The organism is Kitasatospora sp. NPDC034533, from assembly GCF_055575155.1.
In genome coordinates, this window is sequence record NZ_JBVITE010000002.1 from 144,230 (window position 1) to 164,373 (window position 20,144).

At 74.0% G+C, this 20,144-nt stretch carries 17 protein-coding genes; 12 read left to right on the forward strand and 5 right to left on the reverse strand.

What is annotated here, in order from left to right; translation table 11 throughout:
• The first annotated feature begins 3 nt into the window (after positions 1-3).
• The 4 genes from ACZ55U_RS02300 to ACZ55U_RS02315 all read left to right on the forward strand — a co-directional run bounded on the left by ACZ55U_RS02300 (position 4) and on the right by ACZ55U_RS02315 (position 5,254).
• A complete protein-coding gene (locus tag ACZ55U_RS02300; protein WP_465521490.1) occupies positions 4-876 on the forward strand; it encodes a hypothetical protein in 873 nt (290 codons plus the stop codon).
• A 166-nt stretch (positions 877-1,042) separates the two neighbouring features.
• Positions 1,043-1,657, forward strand: coding sequence for a bacterial proteasome activator family protein (locus tag ACZ55U_RS02305; protein WP_465521492.1), 615 nt, complete (start codon positions 1,043-1,045; stop codon positions 1,655-1,657).
• Between the two features lie 308 nt (positions 1,658-1,965).
• The gene (locus ACZ55U_RS02310; RefSeq protein ID WP_465521494.1) at positions 1,966-3,414 is read left to right on the forward strand and encodes a protein kinase domain-containing protein; all 1,449 of its coding nucleotides are present in this window, start codon (positions 1,966-1,968) and stop codon (positions 3,412-3,414) included.
• A 112-nt stretch (positions 3,415-3,526) separates the two neighbouring features.
• Positions 3,527-5,254 (forward strand): protein kinase domain-containing protein, encoded by a 1,728-nt coding sequence (locus ACZ55U_RS02315; RefSeq protein WP_465521496.1) that lies wholly within the window; start codon positions 3,527-3,529, stop codon positions 5,252-5,254.
• 106 nt (positions 5,255-5,360) lie between these two features.
• Here the strand turns inward: ACZ55U_RS02315 and ACZ55U_RS02320 are convergent, their stop codons facing one another.
• Both ACZ55U_RS02320 and ACZ55U_RS02325 read right to left on the reverse strand, forming a co-directional pair.
• Entirely contained in the window at positions 5,361-6,452 is a 1,092-nt protein-coding gene (locus ACZ55U_RS02320) for a phosphotransferase enzyme family protein (protein WP_465521497.1), read from the reverse strand.
• A 65-nt stretch (positions 6,453-6,517) separates the two neighbouring features.
• Positions 6,518-7,177: a response regulator gene (locus ACZ55U_RS02325; RefSeq protein ID WP_465521499.1), complete on the reverse strand. Its 660-nt coding sequence runs from the start codon at positions 7,175-7,177 to the stop codon at positions 6,518-6,520.
• Between the two features lie 426 nt (positions 7,178-7,603).
• Between ACZ55U_RS02325 and pdhA the strand changes: the two genes are divergently transcribed.
• From pdhA to ACZ55U_RS02340, 3 genes are read left to right on the forward strand one after another with little or no spacing between them, the layout of a single operon-like run.
• Positions 7,604-8,758, forward strand: coding sequence for a pyruvate dehydrogenase (acetyl-transferring) E1 component subunit alpha (pdhA, locus tag ACZ55U_RS02330; protein ID WP_465521501.1), 1,155 nt, complete (start codon positions 7,604-7,606; stop codon positions 8,756-8,758).
• Entirely contained in the window at positions 8,758-9,732 is a 975-nt protein-coding gene (locus tag ACZ55U_RS02335) for an alpha-ketoacid dehydrogenase subunit beta (RefSeq protein ID WP_465521503.1), read from the forward strand. Before pdhA ends, ACZ55U_RS02335 begins: the two co-directional genes overlap by 1 nt.
• 15 nt (positions 9,733-9,747) lie before the next feature.
• Positions 9,748-11,196, forward strand: a complete 1,449-nt coding sequence (locus ACZ55U_RS02340; protein WP_465521505.1) for a dihydrolipoamide acetyltransferase family protein — start codon at positions 9,748-9,750, stop codon at positions 11,194-11,196.
• A 103-nt stretch (positions 11,197-11,299) separates the two neighbouring features.
• On the opposite strand, the gene ACZ55U_RS02345 is transcribed toward ACZ55U_RS02340, so the two are convergent.
• Together ACZ55U_RS02345 and ACZ55U_RS02350 are read right to left on the reverse strand one after the other, a co-directional pair.
• Entirely contained in the window at positions 11,300-12,238 is a 939-nt protein-coding gene (locus ACZ55U_RS02345) for a hypothetical protein (RefSeq protein WP_465521507.1), read from the reverse strand.
• 115 nt (positions 12,239-12,353) lie between these two features.
• Positions 12,354-13,367: a hypothetical protein gene (locus ACZ55U_RS02350; RefSeq protein ID WP_465521509.1), complete on the reverse strand. Its 1,014-nt coding sequence runs from the start codon at positions 13,365-13,367 to the stop codon at positions 12,354-12,356.
• Between the two features lie 363 nt (positions 13,368-13,730).
• Between ACZ55U_RS02350 and ACZ55U_RS02355 the strand changes: the two genes are divergently transcribed.
• Positions 13,731-14,963: a M64 family metallopeptidase gene (locus ACZ55U_RS02355; protein ID WP_465521511.1), complete on the forward strand. Its 1,233-nt coding sequence runs from the start codon at positions 13,731-13,733 to the stop codon at positions 14,961-14,963.
• A gap of 58 nt (positions 14,964-15,021) precedes the next feature.
• A complete protein-coding gene (locus ACZ55U_RS02360) occupies positions 15,022-16,374 on the forward strand; it encodes an MFS transporter (RefSeq protein ID WP_465521513.1) in 1,353 nt (450 codons plus the stop codon).
• Between the two features lie 49 nt (positions 16,375-16,423).
• Here the strand turns inward: ACZ55U_RS02360 and ACZ55U_RS02365 are convergent, their stop codons facing one another.
• Complete coding sequence (locus ACZ55U_RS02365; RefSeq protein WP_465521515.1) at positions 16,424-17,245, reverse strand: maleylpyruvate isomerase family mycothiol-dependent enzyme; 822 nt, start codon at positions 17,243-17,245, stop codon at positions 16,424-16,426.
• 173 nt (positions 17,246-17,418) lie between these two features.
• Between ACZ55U_RS02365 and ACZ55U_RS02370 the strand changes: the two genes are divergently transcribed.
• The 3 genes from ACZ55U_RS02370 (at position 17,419) to ACZ55U_RS02380 (ending at position 20,124) form a co-directional block, all read left to right on the forward strand.
• The gene (locus tag ACZ55U_RS02370; RefSeq protein ID WP_465521517.1) at positions 17,419-18,216 is read left to right on the forward strand and encodes a carbon-nitrogen family hydrolase; all 798 of its coding nucleotides are present in this window, start codon (positions 17,419-17,421) and stop codon (positions 18,214-18,216) included.
• A gap of 151 nt (positions 18,217-18,367) precedes the next feature.
• Complete coding sequence (locus ACZ55U_RS02375) at positions 18,368-19,360, forward strand: GntR family transcriptional regulator (RefSeq protein WP_465521519.1); 993 nt, start codon at positions 18,368-18,370, stop codon at positions 19,358-19,360.
• A gap of 116 nt (positions 19,361-19,476) precedes the next feature.
• A complete protein-coding gene (locus ACZ55U_RS02380; RefSeq protein WP_465521521.1) occupies positions 19,477-20,124 on the forward strand; it encodes a hypothetical protein in 648 nt (215 codons plus the stop codon).
• The last annotated feature ends 20 nt before the right edge of the window (positions 20,125-20,144 follow it).

Consider the following 20,144-nt stretch of genomic DNA (forward strand, 5'->3'; position numbering starts at 1 on the left):
ACCGTGGCCGCATCACCGCACGCATTCCTCGGGCCGCTGCCCGACGCGCCGCACCGCCGTCGTACCCCCCGCCGCTCCGCTCCGGGCCGCTCCGCTCCGGGCCGCGCCCAGCGGCTGCTGGCGGCGGCCGTCCTGGGGCTCACTCTTCCGCTGGCCGCCGCTTCGGCGGCGGTGGCACTGCCCTCACCGGCGGCGTTCCAGGTGCCGGGGGCGTTCCCGGGGGCTGGGGCGGGCGCCGGCCCGGAAGGCGGGCCGGGCGCGGAGGCCGGCTCCGGGAGCGCCGCCGACCCCGGGAGCGACGTCGAGCCGGATCCCCGGTCGGCGTACGGGCAGACGTGGCGGTCGCCGCGTCCGTACCCGGGCGGCGACTTCCCCCGGATCCACCGCCACCGCCCGGCCTCGCTGCCCGAGCGCTCCGACGCCGCCGTGGCGCAGACCCCGGAGCAGGCTCCCGAGCAGGCGCCGGAACAGGCGCTGGAGCAGGCTCCCGAGCAGGCGCCGGAACAGGCGCTGGAGCAGGCTCCCGAGCAGGTACCGGAACAGGCTCCCGAGCAGGCCCCCGAGCAAGCACCGGAGCAGGCCCCCGACCGGACCGCGGACCGGGGCATCGACGCCGACCAGCCGGAGAGCGGCGGAGGCGCGGACGCCGGGGCCCCAGGCGAGGCCGCCGCCCCGGACCCGGCCGCCCCCGGCACCGCCGGCCCGGAGACCTCCACGGCTCCCGTCGGACAGCCGGTGGCGGTCGCCGCGCCGGCCCCCGTGATCTTCCCCGCCCGCTGGCAGGACGCCTCCACCACCCAGCTCCCGCTGGGCGTCGGCCTCGGGCTGATCGGCTGCGGTCTGGGACTGATCGGCCTGCGGCTGCGCAAGGGCTGAACCGAGGCGCCCAGGGGCCGCCGTCCGGCCGTGGAGATCCGGTGTGGGTCCGGGAGCGGTTCCGGGCAGGTGGACCGGAGGAGCACACTCGTCACGGGGTGCCGCCGGACGGCGGGACGGCCGGGGGCTTCCGCCGGACCAACCCCAGTGAGGGAGAATGTCGTTCATGACGAATCCGATGAACGAGCGCCCGTCGCAGGAGCCCTTCCGGGCCACCGGCGGGCAGTCGCAGGACGGCCAGAAGGTGCTGATCGTCGGACCGGACGGACTGCCCGTGGGCCAGGGGTTCGCCGGCGCGGCAGGGGGCGGGGACGACGAGGACGACGCACCGCGTGAACTCCCGGTGACCGAGATGGTCGAGCAGCCGGCGAAGGTCATGCGGATCGGCAGCATGATCAAGCAGCTGCTGGAGGAGGTCCGGGCGGCGCCTCTCGACGAGGCGAGCCGGGTCCGGCTGAAGGACATCCACGCCAGCTCGATCAAGGAGCTCGAACTCGGGCTGGCCCCGGAGCTGGTCGCCGAGCTGGAGCGGCTGTCGCTGCCCTTCACCGAGGACACCATCCCGACCGAGGCCGAGCTGCGGATCGCCCAGGCCCAGCTGGTCGGCTGGCTGGAGGGCCTGTTCCACGGCATCCAGACCGCCCTGTTCGCGCAGCAGATGGCGGCGCGGGCCCAGCTGGAGCAGATGCGCCGGGCGCTGCCGCCCGGTCTGAACAGCGGTGAGGCCGACGAGGAGGAGCCGGGCCAGGGCCGCGGCCTCCGCTCCGGCCCGTACCTGTAGCCGCGCGGTACCCGCCGGCAGGTACGTCCGGCCCGCGCGGAGCGCCGTCGGGCCGGACGTACCGCGACACCCCCGCCGCCCGGGCCGGGCCGCCGGGGCGGGCCCGGAACGGGACCGCAGGGCCTCCGGCCGCAGCGGACCTGGACCGACCGCCGTCGGCGCGAGCCGATACCCTGACCCCTGTCGGCGGCCGGTGGAACCCGCCGCGACGGGGCCCGCCAGGCCAGCGGGCCGGGCCCACCACGCACGGACGAGACCGAACGTCAGGCTGCGGCGAGCACGGCCGCGCCGAGGGGGAGCAGAGGACCATGAGCGAGCACGGCAACGCGGCGGTCGAGGGCTCCTCCCTGGGCAACGGCCGCTATGTGCTGCAGCGGCTGCTGGGCGAGGGCGGCATGGCCTCCGTGCACCTCGCCCACGACCGGGTGCTGGACCGGCAGGTCGCGCTGAAGAGCATGCACAGCGAGCTGGGCCGGGACGACTCGTTCAAGGAGCGCTTCCGCCGCGAGGCCCAGGCGGTGGCCCGGCTGGAGCACCCCAACATCGTCACGGTGTACGACAGCGGCGAGGACATCGCCCCGGACGGCTCCAGCACGCCGTACATCGTCATGCAGCTGATCGACGGCATGGGCCTGCGCGAGTCGATCAACGAGGCGATCGGCCGGTACGGCGCGATGCCGACCGAGGAGGCCCTGCGGGTCACCGTCGGCGTGCTGAACGCGCTGGAGGCCTCGCACGACATGGGCCTGGTGCACCGCGACATCAAGCCCGGCAACGTCATGTTCGACCGCAAGGGCAACGTCAAGGTGATGGACTTCGGCATCGCCCGCGCGTTGGAATCCGGCGTCACGTCGATGACGCAGACCGGCATGGTGGTCGGCACCCCGCAGTACCTGTCGCCGGAGCAGGCGCTCGGCAAGCCCGTGGACGCCCGCTCCGACCTGTACTCGGTCGGCGTGATGCTCTTCGAGATGCTCACCGGGCAGCTGGTCTTCGACGGCGACTCGGCGTTCTCGATCGCCTACAAGCACGTCCAGGAGGAGCCGCCCGCCCCCTCCACGCTCAACCGCTCGGTCACCCCCGAGGTGGACGCCTTCGTCGCCCGGGCGCTGCGCAAGGACCCGGCGCACCGGTTCCAGAGCGCGGCGGCGATGCGCGACGAGGCGGAGCGGCTGATCGCGGCGGCCAAGAACGGCGGCAGCGGGCACAAGCTGGAGGCCAGCACCCCGCTGGTGATCAACGAGGGCCCGCCCTCGGTGCACGCCGCGCCGCAGACGCCGCCCCCGCACGCGCCGTACGGGCAGGCGGGGCTCCAGCAGGGCGCGCAGCCGCAGTACCGGACGCCGCCCCCGGCCTACCAGACGCCGCAGCCGCAGACCCCGCACCCGCAGGCGCCGTACGGGCAGGCGGGGCTCCAGCAGGGCGCCCAGCCGCAGTACCGGACCCCGCCCCCCGCCTACCAGACGCCGCGTCCGCAGGCGCCGTACGGGCCGGGGGGGCTCCAGCAGGGCGCCCACACCCCGCCGCCGCAGCCGTTGCCGCCGTACCAGCAGCCGAAGGCGTCGACCGGCGGCGGATGCTCCACGGCCGTGGTGGTGGTCGGGATCATCGTCGGCGTGCTGGTGCTCGCGGGCATCATCATCGCGATCGTGGTCAACCGGGCCGAGCAGAAGACGACGGGCAAGGTCGGCCACGCGGAGCGCCCCGCCGAGGTGCTGGTCGTCGACCTCCCGGCCGGCCGCGACGGCCTGCTCTGACGGCGTCCGACCGCTTCCGGGGTACCACGGTCGTCCTCCGGAAGCGGTAGCGTTCGGGGATACGTAAGCGACAGGGCACCGCGATCCGAGCGAACGCCCGGGGCGAGGAGCGATGGCACAGACGCAGCAGCCGGACGAAGAGGCGGGTGCCCGGGCGGTCGGCCGGACCGGCGGCACGCCGAGGATCCCCGAGCCCGGCAGCGAGGCCGCGACCTCGGCCCTGCCGCCGGTCGCCGGCGGCCCGCAGACTCCGGGCCGCGGCACCGCCGTACCGCTGAGCACCGTCGGCGACGGCCGTTACCGGCTGACCCACCGGCTCGGGCGCGGCGGCATGGCCGAGGTGTTCGCCGCCGAGGACGTGCGGCTCGGCCGCACCGTCGCGGTCAAGCTGCTCCGCGGCGAGCTGGCCCAGGACGACGTCGCCCGGCTGCGCTTCACCCGTGAGGCCCACGCCGTCGCGGCGCTCAACCACCACTCGATCGTCGCGGTCTACGACACCGGCGAGGAGTACGTCGGGGACGAGTCCACGCCGTACATCGTGATGGAGCTGGTCGAGGGCCGCACCGTCCGCGAGCTGCTGGCGGACGAGGAGGCGCCGCCGGTCGACCAGGCGCTGATCATCATCGCCGGGGTGCTGGAGGCGCTCGCCTACAGCCACCGCAACGGCATCGTCCACCGCGACATCAAGCCCGCCAACGTGAGCATCACCAACACCGGCGCGGTGAAGGTGATGGACTTCGGCATCGCCCGGGCGCTGACCGGCGGGGCCACCACGATGACCCAGACCGGCATGGTCATGGGCACCCCGCAGTACCTCTCGCCCGAGCAGGCGCTCGGCAAGCCGGTCGACCACCGCTCCGACCTGTACGCGGCCGGCTGCATGCTCTACGAACTGCTCACGCTGCGCCCGCCGTTCACCGGCGACACCCCGCTCTCGGTGGTCTACCAGCACGTCCAGGACCCGCCGGTGCCGCCCTCGCAGGCCAACGGCCGGGTGCCGGCCGGGCTCGACCCGCTGGTGCTGCGCTCGCTCGCCAAGAACCCGGACGACCGCTTCCAGGACGCCGACGAGTTCCGCGCCCACGTGCAGCACGCGCTGCGCGAGATGCACAGCGCGGCCGGGGCGGGCTGGGTCGGCGGGGCCGCGGGCGACACCGGGGCGACCCAGGTGCTCCGGCCGGACCAGGCGGCGACCACGGCGTTCGGCGCCGTCCGCCCGGGCGACCAGACCTCCGTGCTGCCCTACTCGGCGGGCGGCTCCCAGGCGCCCGTCTCGCCCTACCTGGCGGCCGGCAGCTCGTACGGCGGGGACGGCGCGGGCGGGGACGGCGAGGGCTCCGGCGGGCGGCGCGGGCCGTGGGCCTGGGTGGCCGGCGCGGTCGCCGTGCTGGTCGCGGCCGGTGCGGGCATCGCGTTCGCGCTCGGCGGCTTCGGCGACAAGACCCAGGACCCGAACCCGACGCAGCCCCCGGCGGTCAGCTCCACCGAGACGACTGCGCCGACGGTCCAGAGCGGGCTGCCGAGCCCGCCGGCCTCGGTCTCCGGCAGCAAGAAGCCCCAGCAGCCGGCCGAACCGGGCAGCAACACCGGGAACAGCACCTGGAACAACGGCAACAACGTGTCGCCGTCGGCGAGTTCGGGCCGGCACACGCCGAGCCCGACGCCGACGGAGTCCGCGAGCCACACGCCGACCGGGAACTCGACGGCGAGTCCGAGCAGCGGGTCGACGTCCGGTGGCAACGGAAACGGCAACGGCACCGGGCTGCCGAACCCGCTGCCGACCAAGTCCGTCCCGGTGACCGCGCCGCCCTCGGCGCCGGCTCAGCTCGGCAACGGCTGACCGGTGGGAGGACCGACGGCGCGGGCCGACCGGCTTCGAACCGGCCGGCCCGCGCCGTCGTGAGGGGCTCGTCGTCCCGCCCCGATGAGCCGTCGGCCGGCGCCCCTCAGTTGGCGAAGGCGTCCAGGACCTGCTCGTACTCCTGGCACCACCACGCCAACTGGCCCGCGGAGGCGGGGTAGAGCGGGTCGGCCCGGTGGTCGGCCCGCTGGTAGCGCCACTGGAGCATCCAGAAGTCGTTCAGCCGCTCCCACCAGACCCGGTGGACGGCGGCGGCCAGGTGCTCGGCGGTGGCGGCGCCGGAGGCCCGGTAGGCCTGGGAGTAGCGGCGGACCCGGACCAGGTCCAGGACGCCGGAGGAACGGTCGTTGAAGAGCAGCGTGGCGGCCCGGACGGCCTCCTCGGCGCGTGGCTGCGGACCGAGCTTGTCCCAGTCCAGGACGGCCGCCACCGCACGGCCCGGCCCGTACAGCAGGTTGAGGCCGTGGAAGTCGCCGTGGGTCCAGCCGGTGGGCGGCGCGGCCTCCGGAGCGGGGCGGCGGTGGGCGTGCTCGGCGAGCAGTTCCAGCCGTTCCGTGAGCCGGTCCACCACCAGTCCGTCCAGCTCCCCGGACGGGTGGTGCTCCCGGGCGCGGCGCCGCAGGTCACGGGCGAGTTCGGCGCTCTCGACCGGGTCGGCGCTGTGGTAGCCGGCGGGTTGTGCCAGGGGGGCGCAGACGTCGTCCAGTGCGCCGTGCAGTCGGCCGAGCAGCGCGCCGAGCTCGTCGCACTGCTCCGGGTCGAGTTCGCCGCCGTGCCGGTGCCGGCCCTCGACCCAGGGGAACAGGGCGAACATCCGGCCGCCCCGGGAGGCCACCGTCCCTGCCCCTTCCGCGCAGGTCAGCGGGGGCGCGACGGGCAGTCCGAGGGCGTTCAGCGCGGCCATCGCGCGGTGGTGGGCGAGGATCTTCGGGCGGCGGGCGGTGGCGGCGTCGACGTAGCACTTCAGGAAGTACGGACCGGCCTCGGTGGTGACCAGGTACCCCCGGTTCAACAGGCCCTCCGCGACGGGTTCCACGGCCAGTGGTCGCCCCACCCGGTAGCGGGCCAGGACCTCGGCGAGCGCGTTGTGCGGGACGGGCGGGCTGAGGGTCCCCATCGGCGGTGCGGAGAGGTCGGGGCGGGCCGGGGCGCAGGCGAGGGTCTGGCTGAAAGTCACGTGCAGAGGTTATGGCCCCCTTGCGGGGGCCCTTGACAAGTCGTCAGTTCTGTGCAGTCGCGCGGTCAGTACTGGTGGTCGGCCTGGTGTCGCGCCACGAAGGCGGCCGCCTGGGTGCGTCGCTCCATGCCCATCTTGGCGAGCAGACTGGAGACGTAGTTCTTCACCGTCTTCTCGGCCAGGTGCAACTCGTTGCCGATCTGACGATTGGTCATACCCTCGCCGATCAGATCGAGGATCCGCCGTTCCTGCTTGGTGAGCTGGGCGAGCCGCTCGTCCTCCTTCTCGCCGCCGTCGCGCAGCCGGGCGAGGACCCGGCTGGTGGCGACCGGGTCGAGCAGCGAGCGGCCGGCGGCGACGTCCCGGACGGCGGTGATCAGGTCGGTGCCGCGGATCGCCTTCAGCACGTAGCCGGAGGCGCCCGCCATGATCGAGTCGAACAGCGCCTCGTCGTCCGAGAACGAGGTCAGCATCAGGCACTTGATCCCGGGCAGCTGGGAGCGGATCTCACGGCAGACCTCGACCCCGTTGCCGTCCGGCAGGCGGACGTCGAGCACCGCGACGTCCGGGTGGACCGCCGGGATCCGGGTGAGCGCCTCGGTGGCCGTGCCGGCCTCGCCGACCACCTCGATGTCGTCCTCGACCGAGAGCAGATCGTGCACGCCCCGCCGGACGACCTCATGATCGTCGAGCAGGAATACCCTGATTTGTCCGTTATCAGTCACATCCAAAGCCTCCCATATCGACGTACGAAAGACCTATCGTTCACACCTCCGTCAAGACGCGTTCCGGCCACAGCCCTCCGAAACCGATACCGAGAACCCCCTTACGTACGGGCGTCCGCCCGGATAACGTGCGCTGGTGTCCTGAAGGCGCTCGAATTGAGAGCTGCGTCACGCCGCCGTCACCCCCACCCTTTCCGACGGCGAGCCGATCGCGGCACCCTCGGGGTTGTGGACCCTGAACAAGTAGGACGTCCTAGCGCAAGCGCGCCGGGGGCGGACGCTGGGTAACGTTCTCGTGAGGGACGCCGTCGGAACAGGATCACCACCTGCCCCGCTGTGGGAGCGCACACCCACGCGCGCCCCGCGAGGCGGTGACCGGACCGGTCACCGGCGACCCCGGGCGGCCGGACAGACCGAGGAGTGAACGTGACCGTCAAAAGCACGGCGAGGGCCCGCAAGAAGGCGGCCCCCTCCGTCCCTGACACCCTCCGCGCGACGGGCAAGGACGCCCAGCCGGAGCTCGTCCAGCTGCTCACGCCGGAAGGCGAGCGGGTCGAGCACCCGGACTACCCCCTCACCACCACTCCCGAGGAGCTGCTCGCCCTCTACCGCGACCTGGTGCTGGTGCGCCGGTTCGACGGCGAGGCCACCGCGCTCCAGCGCCAGGGCGAGCTGGGCCTGTGGGCCTCGCTGCTCGGCCAGGAGGCCGCCCAGGTCGGCTCCGGCCGCGCCATGCGCCCCGGCGACTACGCCTTCCCCACGTACCGCGAGCACGGCGTGGCCTGGTGCCGCGACGTGGACCCGCTGAACCTGCTCGGCATGTTCCGCGGCGTGAACCACGGCGGCTGGGACCCGAACGAGAAGAACTTCCACCTGTACACCATCGTGATCGGCGCGCAGGCCCTGCACGCCACCGGTTACGCGATGGGCATCGGCAAGGACGGCGCCGACGACGCGGTGATCGCGTACTTCGGCGACGGCGCCTCCAGCCAGGGCGACGTCAACGAGGCCTTCACCTTCGCCTCGGTCTACAACGCGCCGGTGGTGTTCTTCTGCCAGAACAACCAGTGGGCGATCTCCGAGCCCACCACCACCCAGACCAAGATCCCGCTGTACCGCCGCGCCTCCGGCTTCGGCTTCCCGGGCGTCCGGGTCGACGGCAACGACGTGCTGGCCTGCCTGGCGGTCACCCGCTGGGCGCTGGACCACGCGCGCAGCGGCAACGGCCCGGTGCTGATCGAGGCGTTCACCTACCGGATGGGCGCCCACACCACCTCCGACGACCCCACCCGCTACCGGCACTCCGAGGAGACCGAGGCCTGGAAGGCCAAGGACCCGATCACCCGGCTGCGCGCCCTCCTGGAGAAGGAGGGCCTGGCCGACGAGGCGTTCTTCGCCGCCGTCGACGCCGAGAGCGAGCAGCTGGGGCTGCGGGTGCGCGAGGGCGTGCGCGGCATGCCGGACCCGGACCCGACCCTGATCTTCGACCACGTGTACAGCGAGCCGCACGCGCTGGTCGATGAGGAACGGGCCGAGTACGTCGAGTACGCGGCCTCCTTCGAGGCGGGGGAGACCCACTGATGGCCGGTCAGCTGAGCATCGCCAAGGCCCTGAACGGGGCGCTGCGCAAGTCGCTGGAGAACGACCCGAAGACCGTCCTGATGGGCGAGGACATCGGCAAGCTCGGCGGCGTCTTCCGGATCACCGACGGCCTCCAGAAGGACTTCGGCGAGGACCGGGTGATCGACACCCCGCTCGCCGAGTCCGGCATCGTGGGCACCGCGATCGGCCTGGCGCTGCGCGGCTACCGCCCCGTCGTGGAGATCCAGTTCGACGGCTTCGTCTACCCGGCCTTCGACCAGATCGTCTCCCAGCTGGCCAAGATGCACGCCCGCGCGCTGGGCCACGTCAAGCTGCCGGTCACCGTCCGCATCCCCTACGCGGGTGGTATCGGCGCGGTCGAGCACCACAGCGAGTCGCACGAGGCGTACTTCGCGCACACCGCCGGCCTGCGGGTGGTCACCCCGGCCAGCGCGCACGACGCGCACTGGATGCTGCGGCAGTCGATCGAGTCCGATGACCCGGTCATCTTCCTGGAGCCCAAGCGCCGTTACTGGGACAAGGGCGAGGTCGGCGACGCCGCCGACCTGGGCCTGCACGACGCCCGGATCGTCCGGCCCGGCGCCGACGCGACGCTGATCGCCTACGGCCCGATGGTCAAGGTCTGCCTGGAGGCCGCCAAGGCCGCCGAGGAGGACGGCCGCCGGCTGGAGGTCGTCGACCTGCGCTCGCTCTCCCCGGTGGACTTCACCGCCCTGGAGGAGTCGGTCAAGCGCACCGGCCGGGCCGTGGTGGTGCACGAGGCACCCGTCTTCCTGGGCATGGGCGCCGAGTTGGCCGCGCGGCTCACCGAGAAGTGCTTCTACCACCTGGAGGCACCGGTGCTGCGGGTCGGCGGCTACCACGCGCCGTACCCGCCGTCCCGGGTCGAGGAGGCCTTCCTCCCCGACCTGGACCGCGTGCTCGACGCCGTCGACCGCGCGCTCGCGTACTGATCCCGGGGAGCGAAGATGACCACCGAAGTTCGCTCGCTCCGCGAGTTCAAGATGCCCGACGTGGGCGAGGGCCTCACCGAGGCCGAGATCCTCAGCTGGTACGTCAAGCCCGGTGACACCGTCACCGACGGGCAGGTCGTCTGCGAGGTGGAGACCGCCAAGGCCGCGGTGGAGCTGCCCATCCCGTTCAACGGGGTGGTCGAGCAGCTGCACTTCCCCGAGGGCGCGACGGTCGACGTCGGCACCGTGATCATCTCGGTCGCGGTCGCCGGGGAGGCGGGGGCCGCGGCTCCGGCCGCTCCCGCCGCCGCGCCGGCCGCCGCTCCGGCACCGGCGCCCGCGGAGGCGGCCGAGCCCGAGCGGCGCGAGGTGCTGGTCGGGTACGGCCCGCGCACCGGCGCGGCGCAGCGCCGGGCCCGGCGGACGACGACGACCACCACCGCCACGAAGGCCCCGGCCGCGCCGGTCGCCCCCGCCCCGGTGGCTGCGGCTGCGGCTCCGGCGGCTCAGGCTCCGGTGGCCGAAGTGCCGGTCGGGGAGCGGCCGTTGGCCAAGCCGCCGGTGCGCAAGCTGGCCAAGGACCTGGGCATCGACCTGCGGGCCGTCACCCCGACCGGTCCGGGTGGCGTGATCACCCGCGAGGACCTGCACGCCCACGCCGCCGTCCAGGCCGCCGCGCCGGCTCCGGCCGTCGAGCCGGTCGTGGCCGAGGCGGTCGTGGAGGCGGCCGAGGCCGTCGCGGCCCCGGTCTCCGGGCCCGCCGGCGACGTCCGGGTGCCGATCAAGGGCGTCCGCAAGGCGACCGCGCAGGCGATGGTGGCCTCGGCCTTCACCGCCCCGCACGTCACCGAGTTCGTGCAGGTCGACGTGACCCGCACGATGAAGTTCGTCCGCCGGCTCAAGGAGAGCGGCGAGCTGGGCCGGGACGTCCGGGTCAGCCCGCTGCTGATCGTCGCCAAGGCGCTGCTCACCGCGATCAAGCGGCACCCGGAGATCAACGCCCAGTGGGACGAGGCGGCCCAGGAGATCGTCATCAAGGGCCAGGTGAACCTCGGCATCGCCGCGGCCACCCCGCGCGGCCTGATCGTGCCGAACATCAAGGACGCCGGGTCCAAGACCCTGGCCGGGCTGGCCACTTCGCTCGGCGAGCTGGTCGAGACCGCCCGCCAGGGCAAGACCTCGCCGGCCGACATGCAGGGCGGCACCATCACCATCACCAACGTCGGCGTCTTCGGCGTCGACACCGGCACCCCGATCCTCAACCCTGGCGAGGCCGCCATCCTGGCCTTCGGCGCGGTCCGGGAGCTGCCGTGGGTGCACAAGGGCGAGGTGGTCCCGCGCCAGGTGACCACGCTCGCGCTCTCCTTCGACCACCGCCTGGTGGACGGGGAGCTGGGCTCCAAGGTGCTGGCCGACGTGGCCGCGCTGCTGGAGCGCCCGAAGCGCCTGATCACCTGGGGCTGACGGCCTTCCGGGAGGCCTCCTGGGAGGCCTCGTAGGGCAGAGGAAGGGGCCCTCCCCCGCACCGCCGTGCGGGGGAGGGCCCCTTCGTCGTCCGCCCGTTCGACTAGCGCTGGTGGCGGAGTCGGCGGACGGCGATCAGGACGCCGGCGCCGAGGGCGAGGAGGGCGGCGGAGGTGAGGCCGAGGAAGGTGTTGGTGGTGGAGGAGCCGGTGTGGGCCAGCTCGGGGGTGCCGGCGGGCGCGGTGGTGGCCGGGGCGGCGGTCGGGGTGACGACGGGCGCCTCGGCGGCCGGCGCGGTGGTCTTGTCGGCGGCGGGCTGCGCGGCCTTGGCGGGCTCGGCGGGCTTGGTGGGCGCGGGCTTCGCCGGGGTGGTCGGCTTGGGCTTGGCCGGGGTGGTCGGCTTCGCGGGGGCCGCCGGGTGCCCGACCTTGACCTCGGTGATCGCGCCGCGGCCGTTGCTCGGGGAGACGACCACCTGGAGCCTGTCGAGGTCCTTGGCCACGCCGGCGGAGAGGGCGACCCGGAAGCGGTAGCGGACGGAGTGGCCGTTGGCGAGCGGCTTGCCCGCGGACGCGATGGTGGCGCCGATCGCCGGGTCGCAGCCGTGCTGCAGTGCCGCGCGCTGCCACTTGCCGCCCACCATGACCTCGGCGGTGACCTGCGAGGCCTTCAGGCCGGCGCCGTCCGGGACGAACGCGATGCCGGGGACGACCCGGTGGTAGTCGGTGCCGGTCCCGTTGAAGAACTCCGCTTCGAACTCCACCTTGGCGCCGCCGGCGTCGATCGTGCGGGGAGCCTTGATGAACTTGGTGGTGGCGCCCTGCCCGTGCACCTCGACGGACCCGTCCTCCTCGTCCGCCGGGGACGGCTTCGCGGGGGCGGTCACCGGGGCGTCGTCCGGGGCGCCGCAGGCCCAGGCGGTGTCGGTGGCGAGGAACTGGACGCCGCCCACGAGGACGGCGGTGGCGGCCAGGGTGGCGATGCGGCGGCGGCCGGAGGACGTGCGGTTGTTCTTCGCGGAACGGGTGATGGTCGTGCGCATGACAGGAACCCCCGAGTGTCATCGTGCTGGTGGTGTGGGTGGGTGGTGCCGGACGGCGGGCACGGTGGCCCGTCAGACTGGGCCGGCGGACAGCCGTGCGCCCGCCGGGGGTCGGTCAGCGCTGGTGGCGGAGTCGGCGGACGGCGATCAGGACGCCGGCGCCGAGGGCGAGGAGGGCGGCGGAGGTGAGGCCGAGGAAGGTGTTGGTGGTGGAGGAGCCGGTGTGGGCCAGCTCGGGGGTGCCGGCGGGCGCGGTGGTGGCCGGGGCGGCGGTCGGGGTGACGACGGGCGCCTCGGCGGCCGGCGCGGTGGTCTTGTCGGCGGCGGGCTGCGCGGCCTTGGCGGGCTCGGCGGGCTTGGTGGGCGCGGGCTTCGCCGGGGTGGTCGGCTTGGGCTTGGCCGGGGTGGTCGGCTTGGGCTTGGCCGGGGTGGTCGGCTTGGTGCCGGGGGCGGGTGCGGCGGCGTGCGCCACGTGGAAGGAGAGCATGTCGCCGGTCTGGTGCGGGAACCCGGGCGCCTTCGCGCCGGGGACGAACGCGAGCTCGGTCGTCTCCTTGGAGGCCTTCGCGGAGAGCCCCACCCGGAACAGGAAGTTCGCGGCCCGGCCGTTCTCCAGGCGCGCGGTGGTGGTCGCCGGGGACGCGACCGTGTAGACCGACGGGTCGCCGCCGCCGTGGACGAACGTGACCGGCTTCCAGCCGCCCCCGGAGGCGACCTCGATGGTGAGGTCCTCGGACCGCAGGCCGCCCGCGCCCGGGTTGAAGATCCCGAGCACGGCGGAGACGTTCTGGTACGGGGCGCCGGTGAAGTTGGTGACGCTGACGCCGACCTCGATCTTCGGGCCGCCCGCGGTGATGGTCTGGCCGGCCGGGGTCATCAGGAACCCGGCCTCGTAGGTGCCCTGGTGGGCGGCGGCGGGCGCCTTGGCGGGGGCCTTGGCCGCCGGCGCGGTGGCGGTGGCGGTGGCGGTCGGCGCGCCGGCGGCCGGGGTGGCGGCCCAGGCGGTGTCGGTGGCGAGGAGCTGGACGCCGCCGGCGAGCACGGTGGTGGCGGCGAGGACGGCGAGGCGGCGGCGGCCGGAGAGGGCGCGGTCGTTCTTCGCAGAACGGGTGATAACGGACGTGCGCATGACGTGACTCCCCAGGGTCATGGTGTGACGCGTGTGTGGGTGAAGACGACCGGCTCCGCTCCTGCCGAGCGGAAGCGCCCCCCGGCTCCGCCGGTCTCGCTCTCCGTGCCTTCATCCGTATAGACGCGCATCCCCGCCGGGGGTTGCAGACGAGTTCGGAGATTTTTTCGGAGTGCTTCGGCGGGTCCCCGGGGCCCTTCCGGGTGATGGTTGGTATGACCTCAATGATCCGGAAAGTCCGGATCGTTCGGCCAGCTCGGTGACTTTTTCGCGTCCGGACAGGGGAGCCCCGCCCACTCGGGTACGTCTCCGCTCCACCACCCGGGCGACACCGGGTGACCGGAGCCCCGAGGACGCACCCGTATGCCGTCTGGCAACCCCGGCCGTCTCGTACGGAGCCTGGCCGCACTCGTGTTGGTTTCCACCGCCGTGCTCCCGGCAGCCCTGGAGCTGGCCGGTCCGTCGCCGTTCGGCGTGATCGGGCCGGGCGCCCCGGCCGACCGGGCGGTGCCGCCGCACAGCGCGCTGCGCGCCGACCAGCGGCTGCCCGTGGCCGCCCCGACCGTCGACATACGCCGCACCGGTGACCCGGCCAACCGGATCACCCTGGTGCTGCTCGGCGACGGCTACACGGCCGGCGAGCAGGACATGTTCCGGCTCCAGGCCGACCGGGCCTGGCACGCGCTGATGGACATCGAGCCGTTCCGCACCTACCAGGGCTTCTTCAACATAAGACGGGTCGAGGTGGTCTCCCCGGTCTCCGGGATAGCCGAGACCGAGAGCCGCGGCCGCAAGCCCGCCACCCCCCTCGGGATGCACTTCTGGTGCGAGGGCACCGCCCGGCTGCTCTGCGCCGACGAGGCCGCCACCGCCCGGTACGCGGGGGACGGCGCCGGGCCGCAGTACCTGATAGCCCTGGCCAACTCCACCGAGTACGGCGGTGCCGGCGGCACCGGGGTGACCACCCTGGCGGGTGGCAACGCGGACGCCGGCCGGATCATCCAGCACGAGATCGGGCACACCGTGGGGGACCTCGGCGACGAGTACGACAGCGCCCCGGACGACGCCGACTACCCGAACCTCGCCACCCTCAACGCCGACGACATGCGCAGGAAGCAGGTCAAGTGGTGGCGCTGGCTGGGCGCCGAGTCCCCGGACGGAGCGGGCGTGATCGGGGCGTACCGAGGCGCCAACGGCCTCTACCGGCCCACCCGGGACTCGGTGATGCGCACCCTGGGCAGCGCGTACAACCTCCCCTCGCGCGAGGCGATCATCAAGGAGCTGTACCGCAAGGTCCGCCCGACCGACGCCCCCCAGCCCGCCCCCGGCGAGGTGGCCGGCCGGCCCCGGCTGGACGTCCGGCCGCTGCCGCTGACCGGACCGCGGCAGCTGAAGGTGGAGTGGACGGTGGACGGCGTCCCGGTGACGCCGCAGTCCGCCGACGGCTCCTGGTTCGACACCGCCCAGCTGGAACTGGCCCCGGGCCGGACGGCCACCGTGACGGCGACCGTCCGGGACACCACCGACTGGGTGCGGGACGAGGCGTTCCGGGACCGCTACATGACCCGCTCGGTGTCCTGGACGCTCAAGGGCTGAGGTCCGGCGGCCCCCGGGCCTGGGCGTCCAATCATGGGATGACTAGTCTGGTCTGACTATGACCGTGGAGCCCGCCCGTTCAGCCCCGTCCCTGTCCGTCCCCGCTCCCCGATCCACCGCCGAGCCCCCGTCCGCCCCGTCCGGCTCGGCGCCGCCCGTGCTCGTGCCGCCCGGCGGCCGAGCGGCCTGGCTGGCCTGGTCCATCGGCGTCAGCGTCTACATCCTGGCCGTCATCCACCGCACCAGCCTCGGCGTGGCCGGGCTGGACGCCGCCGAGCGCTTCGGCATCGGCGCCTCGGCGCTCTCCACCTTCTCGATCCTCCAGGTGCTGGTCTACGCGGCCATGCAGGTCCCGGTCGGCCTGCTGGTCGACCGGTTCGGGCCGCGCCGGGTGCTGCTGCTCGGCGTCCTGCTGCTGAGCACCGGTCAGCTGGCCTTCGCGTTCAGCTCCTCCTTCGGCCCCGCGCTGGCCTCCCGGGCGGTGCTCGGCTGCGGCGACGCGATGACCTTCATCAGCGTGCTGCGGATCGCCGCCCGGTGGTTCCCGGCGGCCCGCAACCCGTTCGTCGCCCAGCTGACCGGCCTGGCCGGGATGGGCGGCAACCTGGTCACCACCGTGGTGCTCGCCCAGGCGCTGCACAGCGAGGGCTGGACGCCCACCTTCGCCGCGATCGCGCTGCTCGGGGTGGCGGTGTTCGCGCTGGTCGCGCTCTTCCTCCGGGACACGCCCCCGCAGGAGGCCGCCGCACCGCCCGGGGCGCTGCGGCCGCGGCCCAGGGTCGGCCGGCAGGTCCTCGCCTGCTGGCGGGAGCCCGGCACCCGGCTCGGGCTCTGGATCCACTTCACCACCCAGTTCCCCGGCAACGCCTTCGGCCTGCTCTGGGGCCTGCCCTACCTGGTGGAGGCCCAGGGCATGTCCCGGGCCGGCGCGGGCGGGCTGCTGACCCTGCTGGTGCTCTCCAACATGACCTGCGGCTTCGTCTTCGGCCGGCTGCTCTCCGCCTCGGCGCGGGCCCGGATGCCGATCGTGCTGACCGTCATCGCGGCCACCGCGCTCGGCTGGGCCCTGGTTCTGGCCTGGCCCGGCGGCCACCCGCCGACCTGGCTGCTGGTCGGGATCATCCTGGTGATGGGCAGCAACGGCCCGGCCTCGCTGGTCGGCCTGGACTACGCCCGCGCCCGGAACCCGGGGGAGCGGCTCGGCACCGCATCCGGGATCGTCAACATGGGCGGCTTCATCGGCACGATGATCGCCCTGCTCGGCATCGGCGTGCTGCTGGACGCGCTCTCCCCGGCCGGCGCCGGGACGTACTCGGCCACCGCCTTCCGCTGGGCGTTCTGCTGGCAGTACGTCCCGCTGGCGGTGGGCACGGCGATGATCCTGCGGCTGCGCCGGAAGGTCGCGGCGTAGGCCGGTGAGGCCCCGCCCCACCTGGGGCGGGGCCTCACCGGCGGCGGCCTCAGATGGTGACCGAGAAGTTCGCCAGCACCCGTTCGGCCAGCTCCGCGTCGCCCTCGACGGTGACCGGGCCCGGGCGGCCGCGGCCGCAGGCGAGCCGCAGGTAGGTCTCCCAGTCCATGGTGAGCTGGACGTCGGGGGCCAGGCTGATCGACTCGTCCACGGTGCAGCGGCCGGTGGAGTCCACCCGGACGGTGCGCAGGAACTCCACCGGGCCGGTGACGTCCAGCACCAGGGCCGTCCCGGCCGGGGCGCCGGCCTTGGTGGCGACGGCCTTGGGCAGCAGCTCCAGCAGCACGTCCCGGGTGACCAGGGCGCCAGGGGAGTCCAGGTTGCCCGGGACGTCCAGGGCCCGGCGCAGGTCCTGCTCGTGCACCCAGACGTCGAACGCCCGCATCCGCAGCAGCTCGTGGTACGGGACGTCCCTGGCCAGCGGCCCGGCCGGCCAGCGCACCGGGTCCTCGGGGCCCTGCTTGGCGTTCCGCAGCGCCCGCGAGCGCCGGATGACGGTGTACTCCAGCTCGCTGGTGATCTCCAGCGCGGTGTGGCAGCGGCGCTTGTCGACCGGCAGTTCGACGTAGCGGGCGAACTCGGTGGTCACGTGACGGAGGTCACGGGGCAGCGAGTGGATCGGGCGCGGGTCGCCGAGCAGTTCGGACTCGACCGCGATCACGTGCGAGACGACGTCCCGGACGGACCAGCCCGGGCACTCGGTGGCCCGGTTCCAGACGTTCTCGGGGAGGGGGGCGACCAGCTCCGATATGGACTCGATGCTGTGGGTCCACGCCTCGGTGTAAGCCTGCACGGTCTGGTTGTCCGTCACGGGAATCTCCGGCCCTCCGTCAGCTTCCTTGCCGCGCGTGCCCCGCCGTCACGGCCGACCGGGATGGTCCGGCTTCCGGGCGCACACGCCTACCGCACGTTACGCTGCCGGGAGACAGCTGGGCAGCGCTTTCGGGTGACGATCGTAGGTCTCTTGCCGTGGACGGTGGTACTGTGCGCGCTTCATTGATCCAACTCGCGGTCTCCGACGCGGAGCCGCCCGCCGAGCGCAGGGCCCGGGCGGCGGCCCTGGTGCGGGCGCAGCAGGACGCCGATCTGGTGGTGCTCCCCGAGCTGTGGCCGCTCGGCGGCTTCGCCCACGACCTCTGGTCGGACGGCGCGGAGACGCTGGACGGGCCCACCTCGGACGCGATGTCGGCCGCCGCCCGGGCCGCCGGGGTCTGGCTGCACGCCGGTTCGATCGTCGAGCGCGATCCGGACGGGCCGATCTACAACACCTCGCTGCTGTTCTCCCCGGACGGCGAGCTGGTGCACACCTACCGCAAGATCCACCGCTTCGGCTTCGACAGCGGCGAGGCGGTGGTGATGGGCGCCGGTCAGGAGATCGTCACCGCGCCCACCGACTTCGCCACCCTGGGCCTGGCCACCTGCTACGACCTGCGCTTCCCGGAGCTGTTCCGGGCGCTGCTGGACGCCGGCGCGCAGCTGCTGGTGGTCCCGGCGGCCTGGCCGGCCCGGCGGCGCGAGCACTGGACGCTGCTGGCCCGGGCCCGGGCGGTGGAGGAGCAGGCCTTCGTGCTGGCCTGCAACACCGCGGGGACGCACGCCGGTGTCGAGCAGGCCGGGCACAGCGTCGTGGTGGACCCGTGGGGCCGGGTGCTGGCCGAGGCGGGGGCGCAGGAGCAGGTCTTGACGGTCGAGTTCGACCCGGCCGAGGTGGCCAAGGCGCGGGCCGAGTTCCCGGTGCTGCGGGACCGCCTGCTGGGGATTCCGGCACCCGTCCAGCGCTGAGCCGGGGCCGGACCGGGGCGCGGTGGGCGGCGTTCCGGGAGGGTTGGTTCGTACCTGGGTCGGCCGGGTTTGAGAAGATGAGCACTCGTCGTGTTCCCCGCCGACCCGTACGAGGGCCGGCCCGGTAGGCCCGCCCGAGGAGATCGCGCCCATGCCTGACAACGGTGCAGGCGACACCCCCCGCCCCGTCATCCAACGCAACAGCCTGCGCGAACAGATCGCCGGCGCGCTGCGCGAGGAGATGATGGCCGGCCGGCTGGCGGCGGGCAGCAACTTCACCGTCAAGGAGATCGCCGACCTGTACGGCGTCTCCGCGACCCCGGCCCGCGAGGCCCTGGTCGACCTCGCCGCGCAGGGCCTGCTGCGGGCCGAGCACCATCGCGGCTTCACCGTGCCCGAGCTGAGCTGGGGCGACTTCGTGGAGATCTTCGAGTCCCGGGTGCTGATCACCGACAGCTTCCACCGCCAGTACGCCGCCCGCCGGGCGCTGCCCGACCTCAGCCGGCTGCCCTCGCTGCGCCGCCGGGCCGACGCGGCGGTGCGGGCCGCCCGGGCCGGGAACCTGGACGTGATGGTGGGCTGCGACCGCCGGTTCTGGCAGGAGGTCGGCGGGCTGCTCGGCAACGCCCGGATGGCCGAGTACCTGGACTGGCTGCGGGTGCAGTCCTGGATGTTCGCCGCGCCCTACCTGCGGGCGCTGTCCACCCTGGCCGGCCTGTGCTGGGACCGCCACCCGGAGCTGGTCGAGGCGATCGCCACCCGCGATTCGCCCGGCGCGCACCGGATCATCTGCGAGTACAACCTGTACACCGTCCGGCTGCTGGCGGACCTGGCCGGGCAGTCGGTGGAGTCGGTGACGGTGCTGGGGCTGCTCACCGAGTTCGTCGGGGAGCAGCCGCCGACGCCGCCCGTCGAGCCGCCGGCCGCGCGGGAGCCCGCCGCCGAGCCGGCCACGGGACGCGACGAGCGGAGCCGCCGCGGCGACGAGGTGGGCCGGGAGCTCGGCCGGGAGCTGGGCCTGGGCCTCGGACTGGTGCCGCAGCCCCGCGCGACGACCTACGGCCGGTACGGCCGACGGCTGCCCGAACCGCCCCCGGAGGCACCGCCGGGGCGGCCCGACCCGCACGCGGCGCCGGGCCGGTAGGGTGGGCGGCTGTCGGGCCGGCCGCCCCGCGAAAGGGCCGTCCGGGTACCGACCCAGCCCCCGTCGTCGCCCCGTCTCCGCGGGCGATCCCCGCCTCCGGAGAGGAACTGCCGGCCATGGCCTGCGACCTCTGGCTCGTCCCGCTGGTGGACGTGCTGAGCCACAGCCCTGACAACCCGTTCCGGGACGACCTCGCGCTCTACAACGCGGTGCTGACCTCGCGCGGGCTGCCCGAGGTGCCGGTCTACCGCTACCTCCCGGGCATAAGCGGCGGGGTCGAGCCGATAGCCGCCTTCGACTACGACTCCCTGCACTTCCTGCGCCGCGCCTACCTGCTGGGCCTCACCGGCCTGGACATCACCCCGGTCGACGCGCTCGGCGGCGACTACGAGCAGCTGCTGGAGATGTTCGAGAGCAGCGCCGAACAGTCGCACCTGGTCTGGCACTTCGACCACGCCGGCGCGTACGTGCCGGTCGAGTTCGCGGCGCCGCTGGTGGACGACACGCTGCTCGCCTCCGGCGGCCCGCTCGGCTCCAGCCACGGGCTGCTGCGCGAACTCCAGGCCGTCGCACCGGCGCTCGGCATCGACCCGCTCAACCCGCCGGACCCGACCAGGCCGCTCGGCCCGACCGGCCTGGAGCAGCCGTTCGGGCCGCCGATCGACGACGTCCACCCCTTCGCCCGGGAGCGGCACGCCTGGTCCGGCCTGTACGCGGCGGCGGTCAGGAGCGTCAACCAGGGCTCGATGATCGTCTTCGCCTGACCCCGCGGGAGCCGTCCGGG